Raw genomic sequence first — 13,598 nt, 5'->3', positions numbered from 1 at the left:
TTTAATAGTTATAACTTTCTATTTTCGGTATCAAACATAGATTAGTTATAAAAAAGCAGTGAATTTCAGGTTGCCATGAAATCCACTGCTTTTTCTGTTCCTGAGCGTTTATTAATCTATTGGAGGATTGGCATTCTCTCCTATTTCCTTTGCTTGCTTCATAAAAGAATCCATAACTTGCACTTATTGAAATATTCAGTCCTAAGCCTGCTTCGCGAAGAACTTCTCGTAATTCTTCAAAATTCTTTTTACCTTCTTCAGATACTTCAATAAAACTATATAATTCATCATTGGGATAACGATTTAATTTAGTATACAAATTAGTAAGGATTTTTTCATCATTCTCTGAAAGGATTCCCAGTTGTTCACCAGTAGTTTTACCAAGTAAAATACCGTTCAGGACATCTCCTAACTTAGTTGTAACCAAGTTCGGTTCCGGCCAATTTTTCTCACTTTGATTTGCGATCAACCCTTCCAATTCTACTAAATTATATTGAACCTCTGTTAGAAGAACTTGCTCGTTCACGAAATACAAATTTACAATTCCCCAAGCAACAATTGCGATAAGAATTATATTGAAAGCAATAGAAATTTTCAATAATAACTTCTGTTTATGTCTCATGTTCACTCCCCCTGAACGTATCGACTTGTCGAAGTATTTTTTTAGTTGTGGATACTCCAATAAATCATGGTTTTATCATTACAATGAAAGCCTTCTAAATCACAGGAATTTACTATTCGGTTTACCGTCCCTTTGTCTGAGCACAATAGAGAAAAATGGCTGTCCCAATGTGTCGTCAGTAAAATGCTGGCATCTTGTGTAAATAAATTGACTCTCTGATTACTAAAAGGATAGTTGTCTTCGATTAAATCCTCGATATGTTGCAATTTCCGTTCAGTACCAAATTCATCTCCGCACCATATCCACTCGTGCCCTTCCTTTTTAAGGGCATCTAGAATTTTATTAAGCAGGAGTTCTGAAAAAAACCCTTCAGATGGTATGATCAGTTTGTTTTTTTCACAAACATCGTGGATTATTTCTGCTGTTTCTTCATCAACAAATTGTTTGTTTAATCCTCCTATAAATGTCCGCAGTCCGATGTCCAATTTCTTATTACTTTCAATTGAAGATAATTGAAGGAAGTTTTTCCAGGTAATTGGTTCACAATGATTAGTGATATCACTTTTCCCGAAGGAAGAGCCTTCTTTCCAATCGATTGTTTTCGGATTTATAAAAGGGTGATAAAAGATAAAGATCTCCTCAAAGACTCCATTATAAAATTCCTTAATTGGTATATCTTCACTGGCACAAACTGCATACTTATGAGGCTCAGGCAACATTATTGTATCCGACATTTTCTCCCCCTGTTTCTTATTCAGTAAATTCTCCACAGGAATTTCTACAGTAACAATTCACCAAATAAAGCCTGAATCCTCCCTGGAATAAAACTTCCATAAACGAGCCATCCCTGTATATACATGAACTTTTTCTACAAAGCAAAAACTACTTCAAATATTTATAAATAATACGGTAACAATAAATTCATCACTATTTATAGAAATAGCCTTGGAAGGCGGTACTATATCTATGAGGAAAATTAAACCTAAATTATGGACTAATCAATATGTCATTATTATTTTATTGTCTTTAGTCATGTTCGCTTCTTTTTATATGATTACTGCGGGTTTTCCAATTTTCGTATCAACTATAACTAATAATCCAGCGGTTGCAGGAATCATGACAACGACCTTAATGTTAGCATCGTTGGTTACCCGCTTCTTTGCCAGTGTGATTATCCAAAAAGTTAATATGAAATTCCTCCTCATTATTTCCCTTATCTATTTTATAGGTACTATTGCCCTTACTTTTGTAAACGACTCCATCGTTTTTTTAATATTGATTCGGGCACTGCAAGGTATTGGCTTTAGTATGCTTACGATTTTAGTCTTCACGATATCAAGTAATATTGTTCCTAAATCCCGCTTAGGTGAGGGTATTGTGTTTTTCGCAATGTCTACAAGCGTGGGGACGACAATGGGACCACTAATTGCAATTTCTTATCTTGCTAATTTTTCATTTAATTCGATGATGCTTTTAACTCTCGGGCTTATGGCCTTTTCACTTGTGTGCAGTTTTTTTGTGAAAAATACGGTTAAAAAAGAAAAGGAAAGCCCACAGGAGACAAAGAAAGAACCTTTCTATAAGTACATGTTCGATAAGCGTGTTCTCCTTCCATCTATTTTGGTGGCACTTAATTATATGGCGATTGCAGGAACAGTCAACTTTATAGGAGCGTTTGGAAAAGAGATCGATGTTGGCGGAAAGATTTCACAGTTTTTTATTGCACAAGGGATTGCGATGGTATTAGTACGGTTCTTCTCTGGTAAAATTTTTGACAGATGGGGCCATAGGATTCTTATTATTCCGGCCGCTGTCTCCGGTGCGGCGGGTTTGGTCTTATTGGGCTTTTCTACTGGTATGGTTATGGTTTGGGTTTCAGGAATATTATTTGGAATCGCATATGGGGTAATCCATCCAACTATCCAGGCTTGGGCATTAACGCTTGTTCCAGCAGAGAAAAAAGCAACGGCCAATTCCATGCTGCTTATCTTTATTGATTTCGGTTTGGCCATTGGCTCAGTAGGGCTCGGTTTCTTGGCAAAAAATGTTGGGTACGGGATGACATTTACTTATTCCGCTGCTTTTATGATTATTATTTTGTTACTGTATCTAGTTGGGAGCAGGAAAACAGTTGCATTAGCAGCTCATAAGGAAAAACCATCCTGAACGGACCATACTTGCATACGAAGGTGAGAAACCATAACTAACTGGGGTTACCCATAGTAAATAGTGGCTTGGGCGCCCCTATTCAAGGATGTTTGCATCAGGCTTTTTCCAGTAATTGTCTAAATGCTCATATCAGTGTTGAAATGGCTCATATAATTTCGATTTCACACATCGTACTCCGAAAAGCTAGGGCTTACCGGTTAGGAGTGGATAAAAGAAAAAGTTAAAGAGGTTCCGCTTGAGTATCCGTCATCTTCTTCTGGTGTAAAGAATGAAAGGAAATTTTCATTTTATACAACGAAAAGACCGACAGTAATCCTTGTCGGTCTTTTTTTATAGTTCATATGGAATATAAAGTGGAGGGCCGCTAGAGAATGATTCCCTCTTCAATTAAAGCGCTTGTTTACTTTGTTACAATTCCTCTCCATTCTCTTTGTATCGAACAATATATGGAGCGAGCATTACACCAACAATTGATATAATGGCTCCTATACCAATGTTTACATAGCCGTTATTAGAAGGAGAAAGGAAATGAAAAACTATGAAAATTGGTAAAGTAGAAATGGCTGCAACTGTACTCCTACTAAACATGGTTATCTTATGTTTAGTACCGCAGTTGTCACATTCAATTGGTTTATAAAACCACGAAAGGGATTTATAGATTTTCCTCCAGCTAAATGGTGATTTACAGTTTTCACATTTTTGCATACTTCCCCCTCCTTAAACATCGTTTTTGTTGTATTCAAACCTATAAAAGTTAATTGTTTATATTTATATACGATTATTAATGCTAATTCGATTCAATAATTTTCTCCGCCAAACAGAACCTGTTACTTCTAAATACTAGTCCCCTTTTAAAAAAAGAGGTATACTGACATTGTATTACACGCATGAAATTCTCACTGGGAGATGAAATAATGTTATCCAATATCGGTGTACCGGGAATGATTCTGATTCTTATCGTTGCCCTGATCGTGTTCGGTCCGAATAAATTGCCAGAGATCGGCCGTGCTGTAGGAAGTTCAATCCGCGAGTTTAAGCGCGCCTCGGAAGGGCTTACTGAAGAAATTAAAAAAGAAATCAAGGAAAAATAGATGTTCTAAAAAAGTACCATGAAAAGCGATCATTAGTAACCAACATAGTTCGTTTCTATGGACGGCTTCATTTTAACGTACCCAATAATGAAAACGTGCACCTGTTTAATGACGGGTGCACGTTTTTCAATTCTGCTACTTATTCAATAGTTAGCCAGTCAATCATCAGATAACCTTCCGTTTTATTTTTATCTTGGTCCTTCAACTCAACAACTCCCTGATATAGTTCGTTCCCCGTTTTGATTTCTAAAATTTTAAGTGAAGGAGCAGAAGAAGGCTTTTGTCCGATTCTTTCAGGTGTTGTAACGATATAAGCCTTTCCGTTTTTTACGGCAAATTGAAAGCCAACTGATTCTGCAAGCCCTGTCTCAATCACATTTACAATTCTCCCCTCTTTATGGCTGTACGTTACGAGTTTCAAACCATTCTCACCCGGTTGAGTAAAGTATAGCAATTCACTATCGTAATACGGCAATATATGGGGTTCCATTTGAAGTTCTTTAGGAACGTCAACTTTAATTTCTTTGCCGATTTCTAAATCAATCATGATTACCTCGGCACTTAAAGGTTCAGAAAACGTACTTTCCTCATCTTCAAATTGTTTAGAGGTTTCTTTGAAAAAGAAAGCAAACTGGCTTGGCTGTCTGGTATTGGTTTGATTAAGCAGTTGCAAATCTGTAAGTAAATTTTCTTTACCGTTCTCCGTTGAGACTACGATTTTGTCTTCCTCAACTTCTTTGTTAGCAAAGTTAATTGTGTAAAGGTGTACTTCTGTATTATCAGAGTCATAATCCGCGTTCCTGGTCAGTATTTTTAATTTGTTTCCAATCAACTGTATATCTTCAACACTTATAAATGAATACTTTTCTTTATTAGGAATATCAATTTTGAAGTTTTTTTCCGTTTCCGATTCTTTTGCCAGCATGGAAAGATTGAATGTAAAATCGTTGGTCATTTCACCAAAATGATACTCAACATCACCAAATATTAGGTGATCCTCATCCTCGTAAAATGAGTTCATGCCTGTTTTCCCTCTCATGAATGAACGGTACTTCTTATCAAGGTCTTTATGGCCATCGTTGTCAGAAAACAGTTTTTCAGTTTTATCAATAAGACCATTTTCTTTATTATATTCGGAACCGTTTGTAGTGATGGTAACGTTGTCAATGAAGTTGTTATTTTGATAAGATCCATGAATGTTAACTTGGTCTGCCTCTTTCTGGCTGCCAGTTTGTTTTTTCAAAGAAAACTGGGGGCTTCCGGAAGCTGCTGACTGGATATAAAAAGCTCCAATACTAAGAACGATAATGGATAAAAGTAAAATGGATGTTATGTACCGTTTCATATTGTCTCTATCCCCCTATACAGTGATTTTTTTATTAAGTAATAATCTGCTTGTCAATATGGACGCCGCTGCTATTAATAGAATTAGTCCAATCTCGATTAATAGAATTTCAATTGGATAAAGGAACTGGTAATTCATCCATACCATGATCAGGAAAGGTGAAGCAAAAAGGGTACATGCTGCAACGCAATACATGATTCCTATAAAAATCCCCTTTACTCGATAGCATCTTTCAAAAAGGATGGCTGTAAAGATAACCAATAAAGCTGTAAAACCTACACCGTAAAATAGGATGAATTCTGAAAATGTGGAAGGCAGAATAATCGAAGCATACATGCTGGCCTGCAAGGTTTCACTCATGCCCATTAAGATTCTGAATTCACCAGGGACAAGCCATTCAAACAAGATCTTTTGTACAGGAAAGAGCAGTATTTGTGCTGCAACTAAGCCAAGTACCATAAGGAATATCGCGGTTGCCTTTGCAAAAAATATCGTTAATCTCGGGATAGGAAGCATTAACAAACGGTATACAAATGTATTTTTCCCATTCCATTCCCTATACCAAATCATAAATACATACAAGATCAGAGCTGCTGCGGATAAGCCGATTGGGCCTATGAACCATAAACTATCAATAATGGATACAAATGAGGTTTGGCCGTATTGATGTACATATTCAGAAGCGGACAATGAGTTCGTAACCATTAGTTTATTCGCTTGATTCATATACCATTTGGAGATGGAAATAACCCCAGCAAATTCTGTAACCACCAAAATTACCAGTAGAGAAACATATAGTTTAAAAAACCGGTTGATTTCGAAATTGACTAATTTGTAATAACGATTCATGCTCTATACACCTCTCTCATCACATCGATTACAGACTTTCCTTCTCTCAGGCGAATATCTTCCGCCCCAAACTCCTTATGTACCTTGCCATCATCTATTAAGACTGCTTTATCAATCAAGTGTTCTATATCGTTAATTTCATGGGTGGTGATAATAACTCCTCTGCCTTCGATCAAATGAGAGGTAAACACTTCTGCAATCTGTTCCCGGCTGAAAATATCAATCCCGGAAAATGGTTCGTCCATCAATACATAATCCACATCAAGAGCAAGTCCAAGAAGCAGGTTTACCTTTGCTGTGTTCCCCTTTGACAAATCCCCGATCCGCATTTCACGTTTCAGCCTGAAGAAATTGAGTAGGTCGGCAGCACGCTCATTGTTCCAACTTTTGTAGAAGTCTTCCATGAATACGATTGAATCGTGGATCGTCATTTGCGGTAGCATAGTGATGGCATCAGGAATGAAGGTAATCTTCTCATAGCTATCCTTACTGAGTTTTTCATCATCCAGCAGGATTTGGCCGCTGTTGATTGGTGTCAGACCCATTATCGCTTTCAAGGTAGTTGTCTTGCCAACCCCATTTATTCCGATTAGGCAAGTGATTTCACCTTTATTCGCCGTAAAAGAAACCCCATCCAGTACGGTTTTTCGCTTGTATTTTTTTACAACATTTTGTACAGAAATCATATTTCCAGTCCCCCTCTTCCCGTTAATTTGACTGATATTTATCCTTTATCAGGTTCAATAGTTCATCCAAAGGCACGTTAATGTGCTTCACAGAAGTTAAGAATGAGTCAACCGCCTCTGTCAGAAGCTCCTCCCTCACCGAATTTAAAACGTTTGTATCGGTGGTAACCCTGCTTGGAAAATTTCGTTCAGTATGGATCAAATTCTGGTCCTCCATTTCCTTATAAGCCTTTTGGGCTGTATTTGGGTTAATTTTCAGCATGGCAGCCAGATCCCTTCTTGATGGAATATCCTGGCCGGCTTCCAGTGCCCCATTGGCAATTTGTTCTTTAAAATATCGGACAACCTGCAAATATACCGGGTCACGATTATTAAAGGTCACATTCATACATACATCTCCTCATCTTCCTTCCGTCGCGAGAGGTGTATGTACTAAGTAGTTCATACACCTTATATGTGTACTATACACATAGTACACTAAAGCCGTCAACCTAAACTTTTCAGGAAATGGAAAAAAATGATTTTTTCAACAGTCCCTCTAGAAGTTTTAATTCTAAATAATATTAATTTCCGCTGAAATCCCAATTTTTTTAACGGGAAACATTAACATACAAACATACGGGGATTAAACTGGTGCAAGGGAAGGGCGAGATGTTTATCCCATAACTTTCTGGTGGAGTGATTTAAAATTGAAGTTTATTGATTTATTGAATAGAAACACAATAAGCTTACCTCAAAGGTCTTGGTTCTCCTGGCTTTGTCAGCCTTTTTTTTCTTTTTTACCTGGAAAACCTGCCAGGTCCGCTTAGTCTCCTGCAAAATATTTTTGGCCCTTTAGGAAGATTAATGGAGTGAAAAGTAATTTTATTGCAGGCTTGTTAACATCTACAGGATTCAAACAGCTGCGTCTACTTTTTAGGGTAGCGCAGCTGATAGCTAAGCCTTTTTGACGTCATAATGCAATTCAGCAAATTGATTAAAGGTCCTTACCGATTTTAGATGAAAGTCTAGCTGGTAACTTCCTTCTTTGAATAATGGAATCCCCTCTCCGATAATAGTTGGGGCAATGGTCACAATCATTTCATCCACTAGTTTTTCCTTAAAAAACGTTTGTAGTAAATCTCCGCCGCCAACTATCCAGATATCCTTGCCTTCATTTTCTTTTAAAGATTGAATAAAGGTTGGGATGTCCTCATTCAAGAATGTGACATCGCTTGTGTCTTCTAACTGTGACCTCGTAAATACATAACATTCTTTATTGAGATAAGGGAACTTGCCTTTCTCCTGTTCCATGATCCAATCAAATGTCCTTTTCCCCATTACGATTGTATCGACTGTTTCGTAAAACTCTGAATAACCATTATCACCTTCGCCTTCCACCTTAAATAACCATTCCAACGAGTCATCCTTTGTTGCGATATAACCATCCAGGCTCTGCGCGATAAACACAACCACTTTTCTATTTTTACTCATAAGTCTCCTCTTTTTCCTAAAAATATTAATAATCACGTCTGTAGGTACCTATAAGGAAAAGTGAATTCCCTCTATTGCGGAGTTTTTTTCGACACTTTAAAAGGTTCAGTTCTTAAAACCTCTTTTCCATCTTCAGAAACAATAACTCGAATTTCTTTTGCTTTCGAAATAATTCTTAAAGGGTTCTTCATTGAAACAAACAGCTCTCCTTGCTGATTAGGCTGAAACAAGGTTTCTCCAACAATAGTTCCAAACCGCAACTCAACATTTTCTTTAGGTCCAAAATTAACTCCTTGGTTATTATCTCCCCTAAGTGAAATATCGTAGTTGGCAGTAGGATCTAAACCTTTTGCTAATACGATTACATTAAAAATCCCATCAGTAATCTCACCCTCATCGATGAAAGGATCCTCAAATAAGATTGTCACTCTGCCTGTTTCATCTTCAAAGGATACATCTTCTGCCTTATAAGCCTCGACTTCTTTAATACCTTCTTTATTTGAGCAACCTCCGAAAAACAATCCAAACCCTAGCAAAAGGACCATGAAACTACGCATTATCCCCCCCCTTTTTTGCAGTCTCAACTCTTATTATTCTTTATTATCGTTTGATACCCACTTCAGTAAACTACCCCCGATGTTTAATAACGAGTTAGTTTGTTTATGTATTTCTTATTGTAACTTTACCCTCTTTATTCTCTTCATGGTTCCATTCTACTTGAATTTCAAATATGCCCTCTTTAAAGAAAAATGGAAACCTTCTACGAATTGATGTTTGCATAGGTAACTTGTCTACATCTTCAATATTAACCCAAACCGCTTTTCCTTCAGGTGTTTCTTCAAGGAGATCCCCATTGAAATCCTTTGTAATGTAATTGAATATCATATATCTATCATTTGCGACCGGGTTAACATATTCATAAATTCCTTTAAATCTAAGGTTTCTAACTTCCAACCCAGTTTCTTCTTTCACCTCTCTTATTGCACTTTCCACTATACTTTCAGGAAATTCAACTTTGCCTCCTGGAGGAATAAATCCTTTGAAATGATCGTGTTGCCTATTCAGAAGCAAGACTTTATCGCCATCTTGAATCATACAAACAGTCCACATTTTATAGTTGATTATATTGCTCATATTTTCTCCCTTTTTTTAATGTTAGGCTTTGTTAAAGAATAATATTTTTATTTGATTTGCTCGAACGCCGAATAATAGGAAGTTTATTGTTCCGTTAAAGGGCAGGTTAATTCAATAATCGGAAGGAAAAAGGTATATAGAAAGGGAACTATTTGATATACCAGATTAAATAAAGGAGAGAAGACTATGAGTAAATCATTTATTGAACAAGTACATTATATTAGAATTCCTGTAAAAGATTTAGAACTGTCTGCACAATGGTATAGAGATGTATTAGGGCTCCAGTTACTAAACATTACTGAGGAACTCGCAATTTTAAAAGTAAATGAAGGACCTTTCTTACTTATCTTAGTTCCTACCGAAGATGAAACATTTGCACATTTTACAATTGATAATGAACAAGAATTTAGCATTGGCTTTACAAGTCCAGAATTATCTAAATTTCATCAACACTTAATTGATAATCAAGTTAAGGTCGAGGATATAAAAGAAGATAATGGTCATGCCTTTTTCCACTTTTATGACCCAAATGGTAATAAACTTCAAGTACACTGGTAAGATTATAATAAATAAATTACCTTATTTGATTAACGGGTGCTTTAACGGAATAAGAATGGGAATGTCCAAATCAGACGTTCCCATATTTTTTGCCTGAAAAACAACAATACTATTTAACAAAGCCTAATGTTAAAAAACCTACCTGCTCCTTATATTAAATAAAAAGAGCGTTAATACCTCATGAACAATCCACCCGTTACTTGAGTACGAACCTCAATTCACTTTTTTCGCGAAATGTAGAATCCCATTTATAATCCCAATCAAAAGAATAAGAACTCCATTAGCTAATGTTAATAGTCCTAAAAATGCTCCACCATAGCCTGCACCTTCTCCTGTACCTCCTGAACTCCAATCATAGAAATGTAAAAATAAAGCACCACTAGAAAAACCAATAACGGGTGCAAGTACCATCAAAATGATGCCTGATAGCATAAGACTTAATTTTCCTTTTTTAAACAATGTAAAGAACAGAACATTAAGCGAAATTAAAATTAAGATATATAATACCAATATTAAATCTTCCATAAGGTATCCCCTTTGTCAGTTTAATTTTCCACAAGAAACATGTTTGTTCAATAAGAAATTCAAAAAGAGGTGTATCCTTCATAAATCAACTCACCTTTAGTTCTATAAAAACTATTTTTTTCCTATAGAAAAACCATTAAATAACCTTCCACCGTATGGATTTAACACGTCATCAACTAATTTGATAATTTCTGTTTTATCTCCATTTTTATAAAACATATCAAATGCGATAATAAATTGTTCTGTAAACTTAACATCGTACTGTTTTAAAGATCGAATTATCCACTTCGATGCCCCAATCCACCTATTATTCGTTCTTAAGACAAACTCACTCACAAGCTCAGCTAATACATTAGCAATAAATATACCTTCCGCTCTATCATTGCAGCCAATAAAATCATCAAGTGTATCTGTAATAAAATATCGCTTAGTAGCTATTGTTTCTAATGACCATTTTTCTGGTCCTTTCGCTAACAGTTGTTCCGCCTGGAGTTTTATTGAGTCAATTACTCCATTATCTTTAAGGACCAAACCTTCTGAAACCATTCGTGGCAACGAAGGCCTGGCTCGTTTATAATCACTTTCGAAAAAGTCTTGATAAGAGATCAAGTTATGAACGAATACTTCTATATGCCAGTCAAAATCAATGATGGATTCCCTATAAGATGAAACAATTTCTTTATCAAACACTATTATGTCAAGGTCAGAGGTTTCTGTCGCTTCCCCACGCACGACACTTCCTGCCAACAAAGCTCCATCACAATATGGAAAAGATTTATTAATGAACTTATGTGCCGCTAGAATTGGTTCCAACTTGTTAAAGCCCCCCAAATACTCCCCCTCCTTTATATAAAACTGCTTTTTAACAATAAAGTGAGGAACCCTCTCTTGATAAACGCACCCGGTAGTAAAAAAAGAACCTACCTTTCCAGCTCAATATATTCTCTCAATAATTTCCACTCTTTATCTTCTTTTCTCCATACAAACATACATTGTGCTGCATAAGCTTCACCATTTATTATGTTTGTTTCTCTTCCTAAAATTATATATTCCTCTCCATTTTTACGTTCAGTGATTGAAACAACTTCAAAACTTTTTTCAGCATTATTCATTTGGCTCAATACACTATTAAGATCATAGTCATAATAGTACGGGTCAGGATGATCTATATTGGAATGAGCCCAGTACCCTACAAAACTCTTTGACATATAACCTCTAATTCCATCACCATTTTTGCTAATGAATCCTTCATTCCAAGCGACAAAATAGCTATTTAATACTTCCTTTATAATATTCAATTTCAATCCTCCCTATTATTTATTGGCCCGTTTGAATAATAAGAAATTCACCTGAAAAGGCGGTTAATCCTGCTCGATTAACCACCCGTTAGCCATCCAGCAATAGCGAACAACTGAGGAGGCTTTCAAGGCTATCAATCAAAATAGACAGGTTCATGAGGATTATGTAAATGTTTAAACGCTAAATGAATTTGTGATTCTGTATTTCTAGCTACCGATAATGTTGGTAGTTCATTTTCCGAAAAAAATTCCACTGCATCCGTTTCGATACCTTCTTTTGGATGCCCGCCAATGATTTCACATTGAATAAACATTTTATAAACGTGATATAGAGAAGGTGGGTGTGGATGGCATTTCTTATCAAATACAGCTATTAATTTTATTGCTTTAACATCAAACCCGGATTCTTCTTTTACTTCCTTGACTGCAACTTCACTTGGTGTTAATCCTATATCACCCCAACCTCCAGGTAATGACCAAACCCCATCATTGTTTTCTCTCACCATTAAAATTTTATTATCCTTAAACACAACAGCCCTGATATCAACTTTCGGCGTTGCATACCCAGTTTCATTTGCAAATAGTTCCTTTATAATTTTATTATCCAAATTTGTATGCTCTCGCAAAATTTCAACACTAATATTCCTAATCAATTCAAATCTTTCCAAGTCATAAACATCTTTGGAATAAGTCAGCCCTGCTTGTGCAATGGATTGAAGCTGTTTTGCCCATTCTAACCATTTAGGTTCCATTCTTTATTCACCACCAATTAATTTTTTCTAACCTTCCCAATAGCACAATAAGTAATTCAACAAAAAGCGAGTTCAGCCTGCCGGAGGGCGCAGGCTAATCCCCAGCTCTAAAACAAGATTTAATTATTTGATGTCAAACCCAAATCGATTTCTTCTTCGTTTCCGTTCCAATATACAATCAGTGACCATTTTAAAATATCTTTTATAGGGACCGGGTTATTAATATCGGTTTTTCAATATCCACCACCACTTAAAGTTGTATTAAGCTCTCGATTACCCATTTAGCCATCCATGATCCGTGCTTATCTTTGTACTCGAAAAACGAACCGATATCCTTTGATCATATGTTGTTATGAAATTATTTCTATATTAAGCGAGATTATTCCTCCTAATGTTTGAAGTATTCAAAATTCTGGTAATGGTTCTGCCCTCTTCCCTAATTTGTAATCTGCCTTTAATAGATGTAACACTATTGTTCTTGTTCTGAAAAATTGCATTGGTATGATAGTCCTGTCTGCTATAGAGATTGAAGCTTGTTGATTTTTTAAAAAGAGAGTTGAAAAACATGCTAACTGTAAGAGAGGCTGCTGAACAATTAACCGCCGCTGGCATTGCCGCCAGTGAAGATGACGTCACGCGTTGGATCAAGCAAGGCAAATTGAAGGCCGAAAGTATCAATAGAAGAGTCATATCCTACAAAATACCTGTGAAGGACCTGATTGATTTTTCAATAAAAATACAGACTGCTGAACTTCAATCCCGGTTGGCAGACTGCGAGCAGGAACATACTAACCTGAAGGATCATGTAGAGCTATTAAAAACACGTGTACATATTGAACAATCCAAAGTGCGGACGTTAAAAAGGTTGCTGGAAGAACAAATTCTCTCTTCAGCCGAAGGAAGTTCGTTCCACTATGCTGAGTTGTTGGGGCTTGAACAAGACTCGGACAGCCGCCACCTTAAAAGAGAATTCAAGAAATTATTAAAAGCCCTCCATCCCGACAGAGCCGGAGACGAAAGGCTTTTTAAAGTGTTCAAGGAACATTATGAGAAGCTTAAGGCTTAATTCATCTAAGGAGTGCGCCGGTTCGTTTTG

The 13,598-nt window shown here is 36.3% G+C and carries 18 protein-coding genes; 4 read left to right on the top strand and 14 right to left on the bottom strand.

Annotation, left to right across the window (positions count from 1 at the left end):
• Position 1 precedes the first annotated feature (1 nt).
• Both TY16_RS10455 and TY16_RS10450 read right to left on the bottom strand, forming a co-directional pair.
• Positions 2-622 (bottom strand): hypothetical protein, encoded by a 621-nt coding sequence (locus TY16_RS10455; RefSeq protein ID WP_231505596.1) that lies wholly within the window; start codon positions 620-622, stop codon positions 2-4.
• Positions 623-663: 41 nt separating this feature from the next.
• Complete coding sequence (locus tag TY16_RS10450) at positions 664-1,356, bottom strand: DUF2711 family protein (protein WP_043931849.1); 693 nt, start codon at positions 1,354-1,356, stop codon at positions 664-666.
• 232 nt (positions 1,357-1,588) lie between these two features.
• On the opposite strand from TY16_RS10450, the gene TY16_RS10445 reads away from it, so the two are divergent.
• Positions 1,589-2,788: an MFS transporter gene (locus TY16_RS10445; RefSeq protein WP_043931847.1), complete on the top strand. Its 1,200-nt coding sequence runs from the start codon at positions 1,589-1,591 to the stop codon at positions 2,786-2,788.
• A 411-nt stretch (positions 2,789-3,199) separates the two neighbouring features.
• Here TY16_RS10445 and TY16_RS10440 read toward each other — a convergent pair whose 3' ends face one another.
• Complete coding sequence (locus tag TY16_RS10440) at positions 3,200-3,496, bottom strand: TIGR04104 family putative zinc finger protein (protein WP_043931846.1); 297 nt, start codon at positions 3,494-3,496, stop codon at positions 3,200-3,202.
• Between the two features lie 209 nt (positions 3,497-3,705).
• Between TY16_RS10440 and TY16_RS25665 the strand changes: the two genes are divergently transcribed.
• A complete protein-coding gene (locus TY16_RS25665; RefSeq protein WP_081772949.1) occupies positions 3,706-3,882 on the top strand; it encodes a twin-arginine translocase TatA/TatE family subunit in 177 nt (58 codons plus the stop codon).
• A 139-nt stretch (positions 3,883-4,021) separates the two neighbouring features.
• On the opposite strand, the gene TY16_RS10435 is transcribed toward TY16_RS25665, so the two are convergent.
• The 7 genes from TY16_RS10435 to TY16_RS10405 all read right to left on the bottom strand — a co-directional run bounded on the left by TY16_RS10435 (position 4,022) and on the right by TY16_RS10405 (position 9,369).
• Positions 4,022-5,227, bottom strand: a complete 1,206-nt coding sequence (locus tag TY16_RS10435; protein ID WP_043931844.1) for a hypothetical protein — start codon at positions 5,225-5,227, stop codon at positions 4,022-4,024.
• Between the two features lie 15 nt (positions 5,228-5,242).
• Positions 5,243-6,076 (bottom strand): hypothetical protein, encoded by an 834-nt coding sequence (locus TY16_RS10430; protein ID WP_043931843.1) that lies wholly within the window; start codon positions 6,074-6,076, stop codon positions 5,243-5,245.
• Positions 6,073-6,762 carry an ATP-binding cassette domain-containing protein gene (locus TY16_RS10425; RefSeq protein WP_043931842.1) on the bottom strand — a complete coding sequence of 230 codons (690 nt, stop codon included), beginning with the start codon at positions 6,760-6,762 and terminating at the stop codon, positions 6,073-6,075. Before TY16_RS10425 ends, TY16_RS10430 begins: the two co-directional genes overlap by 4 nt.
• A gap of 22 nt (positions 6,763-6,784) precedes the next feature.
• Entirely contained in the window at positions 6,785-7,150 is a 366-nt protein-coding gene (locus TY16_RS10420) for a GntR family transcriptional regulator (RefSeq protein ID WP_043931841.1), read from the bottom strand.
• A gap of 548 nt (positions 7,151-7,698) precedes the next feature.
• A complete protein-coding gene (locus TY16_RS10415; RefSeq protein ID WP_043931840.1) occupies positions 7,699-8,235 on the bottom strand; it encodes a dihydrofolate reductase family protein in 537 nt (178 codons plus the stop codon).
• Between the two features lie 71 nt (positions 8,236-8,306).
• The gene (locus TY16_RS10410) at positions 8,307-8,780 is read right to left on the bottom strand and encodes a hypothetical protein (RefSeq protein WP_155922207.1); all 474 of its coding nucleotides are present in this window, start codon (positions 8,778-8,780) and stop codon (positions 8,307-8,309) included.
• A 115-nt stretch (positions 8,781-8,895) separates the two neighbouring features.
• The gene (locus TY16_RS10405) at positions 8,896-9,369 is read right to left on the bottom strand and encodes an 8-oxo-dGTP diphosphatase (protein WP_081772948.1); all 474 of its coding nucleotides are present in this window, start codon (positions 9,367-9,369) and stop codon (positions 8,896-8,898) included.
• Positions 9,370-9,555: 186 nt separating this feature from the next.
• Between TY16_RS10405 and TY16_RS10400 the strand changes: the two genes are divergently transcribed.
• Positions 9,556-9,927, top strand: a complete 372-nt coding sequence (locus tag TY16_RS10400; protein ID WP_043931838.1) for a VOC family protein — start codon at positions 9,556-9,558, stop codon at positions 9,925-9,927.
• Positions 9,928-10,140: 213 nt separating this feature from the next.
• On the opposite strand, the gene TY16_RS10395 is transcribed toward TY16_RS10400, so the two are convergent.
• The 4 genes from TY16_RS10395 to TY16_RS10380 form a co-directional block, all read right to left on the bottom strand.
• Entirely contained in the window at positions 10,141-10,452 is a 312-nt protein-coding gene (locus TY16_RS10395) for a hypothetical protein (protein WP_043931837.1), read from the bottom strand.
• Positions 10,453-10,563: 111 nt separating this feature from the next.
• On the bottom strand, positions 10,564-11,265 hold the full coding sequence (locus tag TY16_RS10390; protein ID WP_231505595.1) for a nucleotidyltransferase domain-containing protein: 702 nt from the start codon (positions 11,263-11,265) through the stop codon (positions 10,564-10,566).
• Between the two features lie 107 nt (positions 11,266-11,372).
• Positions 11,373-11,750: a nuclear transport factor 2 family protein gene (locus TY16_RS10385; RefSeq protein WP_043931835.1), complete on the bottom strand. Its 378-nt coding sequence runs from the start codon at positions 11,748-11,750 to the stop codon at positions 11,373-11,375.
• A 134-nt stretch (positions 11,751-11,884) separates the two neighbouring features.
• Positions 11,885-12,502: an NUDIX hydrolase gene (locus tag TY16_RS10380; protein WP_043931833.1), complete on the bottom strand. Its 618-nt coding sequence runs from the start codon at positions 12,500-12,502 to the stop codon at positions 11,885-11,887.
• Positions 12,503-13,067: 565 nt separating this feature from the next.
• Between TY16_RS10380 and TY16_RS10375 the strand changes: the two genes are divergently transcribed.
• Complete coding sequence (locus TY16_RS10375; RefSeq protein ID WP_043931832.1) at positions 13,068-13,568, top strand: DnaJ domain-containing protein; 501 nt, start codon at positions 13,068-13,070, stop codon at positions 13,566-13,568.
• Positions 13,569-13,598 lie beyond the last annotated feature (30 nt).

This window comes from Bacillus sp. EB01, assembly GCF_000613125.1.
Taxonomy (GTDB): Bacteria; Bacillota; Bacilli; order Bacillales; family Cytobacillaceae; genus Bacillus_D.
Note: the sequence above shows the minus strand (reverse complement) of the source record. Positions and strands in the feature narration are given on the sequence as shown.

Bases quoted from the DNA above. Each gene is read 5' to 3' on its own strand.
- TY16_RS10420 (WP_043931841.1), bottom strand. From the start codon at position 7,150: ATGAATGTGACCTTTAATAATCGTGACCCGGTATATTTGCAGGTTGTC.
- TY16_RS10440 (WP_043931846.1), bottom strand. From the start codon at position 3,496: ATGCAAAAATGTGAAAACTGTAAATCACCATTTAGCTGGAGGAAAATC.
- TY16_RS10380 (WP_043931833.1), bottom strand. From the start codon at position 12,502: ATGGAACCTAAATGGTTAGAATGGGCAAAACAGCTTCAATCCATTGCA.
- TY16_RS10435 (WP_043931844.1), bottom strand. From the start codon at position 5,227: ATGAAACGGTACATAACATCCATTTTACTTTTATCCATTATCGTTCTT.
- TY16_RS10410 (WP_155922207.1), bottom strand. From the start codon at position 8,780: ATGGTCCTTTTGCTAGGGTTTGGATTGTTTTTCGGAGGTTGCTCAAAT.
- TY16_RS10455 (WP_231505596.1), bottom strand. From the start codon at position 622: ATGAGACATAAACAGAAGTTATTATTGAAAATTTCTATTGCTTTCAAT.
- TY16_RS25665 (WP_081772949.1), top strand. From the start codon at position 3,706: ATGTTATCCAATATCGGTGTACCGGGAATGATTCTGATTCTTATCGTT.
- TY16_RS10425 (WP_043931842.1), bottom strand. From the start codon at position 6,762: ATGATTTCTGTACAAAATGTTGTAAAAAAATACAAGCGAAAAACCGTA.
- TY16_RS10400 (WP_043931838.1), top strand. From the start codon at position 9,556: ATGAGTAAATCATTTATTGAACAAGTACATTATATTAGAATTCCTGTA.
- TY16_RS10375 (WP_043931832.1), top strand. From the start codon at position 13,068: ATGCTAACTGTAAGAGAGGCTGCTGAACAATTAACCGCCGCTGGCATT.
- TY16_RS10430 (WP_043931843.1), bottom strand. From the start codon at position 6,076: ATGAATCGTTATTACAAATTAGTCAATTTCGAAATCAACCGGTTTTTT.
- TY16_RS10405 (WP_081772948.1), bottom strand. From the start codon at position 9,369: ATGAGCAATATAATCAACTATAAAATGTGGACTGTTTGTATGATTCAA.
- TY16_RS10415 (WP_043931840.1), bottom strand. From the start codon at position 8,235: ATGAGTAAAAATAGAAAAGTGGTTGTGTTTATCGCGCAGAGCCTGGAT.
- TY16_RS10450 (WP_043931849.1), bottom strand. From the start codon at position 1,356: ATGTCGGATACAATAATGTTGCCTGAGCCTCATAAGTATGCAGTTTGT.
- TY16_RS10445 (WP_043931847.1), top strand. From the start codon at position 1,589: ATGAGGAAAATTAAACCTAAATTATGGACTAATCAATATGTCATTATT.
- TY16_RS10395 (WP_043931837.1), bottom strand. From the start codon at position 10,452: ATGGAAGATTTAATATTGGTATTATATATCTTAATTTTAATTTCGCTT.